The 3,270-nt window shown below is 64.9% G+C and carries 3 protein-coding genes; all 3 read right to left on the bottom strand.

All coding sequences use genetic code 11. From position 1 onward, the window contains the following. Window positions 1-2,622 (bottom strand): helicase-related protein (locus Q1V87_RS14535; RefSeq protein WP_300594395.1); only part of this gene is annotated, 2,622 nt, incomplete at its 3' end. A 70-nt stretch (window positions 2,623-2,692) separates the two neighbouring features. After that, a complete protein-coding gene (locus Q1V87_RS14530; protein ID WP_275277692.1) occupies window positions 2,693-2,875 on the bottom strand; it encodes a helix-turn-helix domain-containing protein in 183 nt (60 codons plus the stop codon). A 48-nt stretch (window positions 2,876-2,923) separates the two neighbouring features. Next, a partial coding sequence (locus Q1V87_RS14525) for a hypothetical protein (protein ID WP_300594389.1) occupies window positions 2,924-3,270 on the bottom strand: 347 nt, incomplete at its 5' end.

Below are 3,270 nucleotides of genomic sequence, written 5' to 3'. Positions count from 1 at the left end.
AGTGTGCTCGGATTGCTGTTCACGGCGATCGACGAACACGGTTCCTCGTTTGAGCACGGGCCCGAGGTCTTCGATCGTGAGTTCGATGACCGCTTGGAGGAGCGGGTGGCCGGGGGCGAGAAGTGCCGCCTGTGTCTGATTCTCGGGGCGAACGTGTGCAGTCTCGAACGTGGCTCGTTCGTACCGCTCCGGCACAGGTGCCCACCGGTTGAGTCGGCGTGCCGTGTCGATGACGCGCTGTGGTATCCGCGTGATCTCGTATCGGCCCTTCTCGCGCCGGCGGATGCGACCGCCGAGGCGCTCAAAGGCGGGGAGGAAGAACGCCGCGATGTAGCCGGGTTGCAGGCGTCGCTCGCGGGCCTTCTCCATCCGTCCGCGGATCTCTTCGAGGTTGAGAGAGGAGTACATCTCGGGGTGCAGTGCGCGCTCGGCGACCATGGTGTCGAGCCCGTGGGCGACGCTCGCGTCGATGACGCGGTCGAGCTCGGCCTTGCGTTCGGGCTCGTCGCCGTACCGGATCGCCTCGATCAGCAGTTCACGGAGCGACTTCTCCTGGAAGGCATCCGCATCGCCGAGGACGTTGAAGAGGTTGCCGTTGTACGCGATCGACATCTGGTCGATCTTCGAAAGTAGCCGGGTGAACACGTCCCCTTCGCGGGTGTCCTTCGCGACCATGTTCCACAGGTGGCACACCTCGCGCTGGCCGATGCGGTGGATGCGGCCGAATCGCTGCTCGATGCGGTTCGGGTTCCACGGCAGGTCGTAGTTGACCATGAGATGTGCGCGTTGCAGGTTGAGGCCTTCGCCCGCGGCATCCGTCGCCAGGAGTACGACGGTGTTGCGGTCGTAGGTGAACTGCTCGCGTGCCGCTTTGCGGTCTTCGCGGCGGGTGCCTCCGTGAATCGTGATGACCGACTCGGGGCGACCCAGCTGCGTTGTGATCTTCTGGCGCAGGTAGTCGAGGGTGTCTTTGTGCTCCGTGAAGATGATGATCTTGCGCGGCTCGCCCGAGTCGTCGTGGACGAGGAGCTGGTCGTCGAGGATGGTCCGCAGCTGCACCCACTTCTTGTCATCGTCGAGCAGCCGTACTCGGCGCGCGACGCGGATGAGGTCTTCGAGGATCGCGATTTCGGCCCGGAGTTCGCCGATCGACTCGGCAGCAGTGGCGAGATCGACGACCTCGTCGACACGCGCCTCGAACTGGGCGCGTTCCTCTTCGGCGACCTCTTCATCGAGATCATCGAACTCGTCGGGATCGAAGCTCGGAATCGTGTTGGACGCGTCCTCGAAGTCGAGAGTCACGCGGCCCGTCGACCACTCGTCGATGGTCGCGGTCATCGAGGTGCTGTAGCGGGCCTCGTCGGTCGCGCGCTGCCATTCGCGCAGACGCGTCTCAAGTCTCACCTGGCGTCGCTCAAGCGATCGGAGGATCGCTTCGGGGCTCGAGGCGAGGCGTCGCTGCAGCACGGTGAGTGCGAACCCCACGTTGTTGCCGCGCTTCTTGTCGCCAGCCTGCGCGAGGCGTTCCGCGCGGCCCATCTCGGTGCGGACGTAGCCGGTGACGAGTTCGTACAGTTCGCGTTCTGCGTCGCTGAGCTCGTACTCGACCGTGTAGGCGCGGCGTTCCGGGAACAGAGGCTTGCCCTCGAAGGTGAGGAGCTCCTCCTTCACCATTCGGCGCATCAGTCCACGCGTGTCGGTCCGATGAACGCCGGCGCGGAACTGGCCCTCGAACCGATCCCGGTCCAGCAGCGACATGAACAGCTGGAAGTCCTCTTCCTTCCCGGCGTGCGGTGTCGCGGTCATCAGGAGGAAGTTGTGGGCGGTCTCAGCGAGCAGTCGGCCGAGTCGGAACCGCTTCGTCTCGTCGACTTGACCCGCCCAGGAGGAGTAATGCGCAGACATCCGGTGCGCCTCGTCGACAACGACCGCGTCCCACGTCACGTCGGAGAGCTGCTCGATCAGGTCGTCGCTGCGGGAGAGCTGATCCATCCGTGCGATGAGGAACGGGTGCTCGGCGAACACGTTGCGACCCTGCGCGTCGTCGACCATCTGGCGGTTGAAGATCTCGAACGAGAGATCGAACTTCTGCGACAGCTCTTCACGCCACTGCTCGACGAGGCCGCCCGGGGCGACGATCAGCGCTCGTTCGCAGTCGGCGCGGAGGATGAGCTCCTTGAGGTAAAGACCGGCCATGATCGTCTTGCCGGCGCCAGGGTCGTCGGCGAGCAGGAACCGCAGCGGGATCCGCGGGAGGAGTTCCTCATACACCGCGCGGATCTGATGTGGCAACGGATCGACGTCCGAGCTGTTCACCGCCGCCATCGGGTCGTAGAGCGCGGCGTACTTGATGCGCAGCGCCTCGGCCGCAAGACGGAAGTCATCAGGGTCGCCGTCGAACGCGGGCGCGTTGCCCATCTCCGTGACAAGTTCGAGCTTGCTGGCATCCGCATCGGTGACCATGCGTTCACCGGTGCGGCCGGAGTCGTCACGGAAGAAAATCTCGACGAGTGCATCATCCAGCGGCGTCACGCCGACGAGCGTCACCGGCTGCCCGGGCATGACGCCACGCAGGCGTTGCCCAGCGCGCAGCGAGGCGAGCGTCACCGCAGGTTCATCCACGTGGTTCCTCCCCTGGAAAATGGCAAGTCGATCAGGATACGTCGGGCCGCCGACATCTCGGCCGGCAGAGTCAATCCGGCGATCCGGCATCCCCCTTGCGCACCCAGTCGTCGACCTCGCTCGCCTGGAACTTCCACAGACGCCCGACCTTGTGCGCCGGCATCCCCTTCTCGGAGATCCAGGCGTAGACCGTGTCTTTGGTCACGCCCAAGTGCTCAGCGATGTCGTCGGCAGAGAGCCACGGCTCGGACATTCACGCCCCCATGCGGATTGAGCCGGATGTATCCGGGTATGGCCGATCCTATCGGGAACCCTGACCGTCGTCGCCTTTGACTTGCTCGACGTCGTCGACGGCGGCCAGCAGTTCTTCGAGGTGCATGTGAAGTTCGTCGAAGGCCTGCATGAAGAACATCAAGTCCATGCTCGATGGCGGCGTGTCGTCCAGGTCGGCGATGACCTCCCGTGCCTCGCGGACTGCAGTCTGCAGCCGCGTCTCGTTTTCAGGCAAGCCGCGGATCCAGGCGTCGATCACGCTGAACGGGATCGGCGCGAAGTCGTGAGCGTCGACGCCCACGTGGAACTGATGACCGTTCGGGCCGTGGTCGCGCGCGTGAGTGTGCCCGTGGAGGAGCGGGATGCCGTCGTCCC

The organism is Microbacterium sp. (genome assembly GCF_030149085.1).
Taxonomy (GTDB): Bacteria; Actinomycetota; Actinomycetes; order Actinomycetales; family Microbacteriaceae; genus Microbacterium.
The sequence above is the reverse complement of the archived record's forward strand: the minus strand, read 5'-3'. Positions and strand labels throughout refer to the sequence as shown.

Coding starts and splice junctions, on each gene's coding strand:
- Q1V87_RS14530 (WP_275277692.1), bottom strand. CDS start 2,875: ATGTCCGAGCCGTGGCTCTCTGCCGACGACATCGCTGAGCACTTGGGC.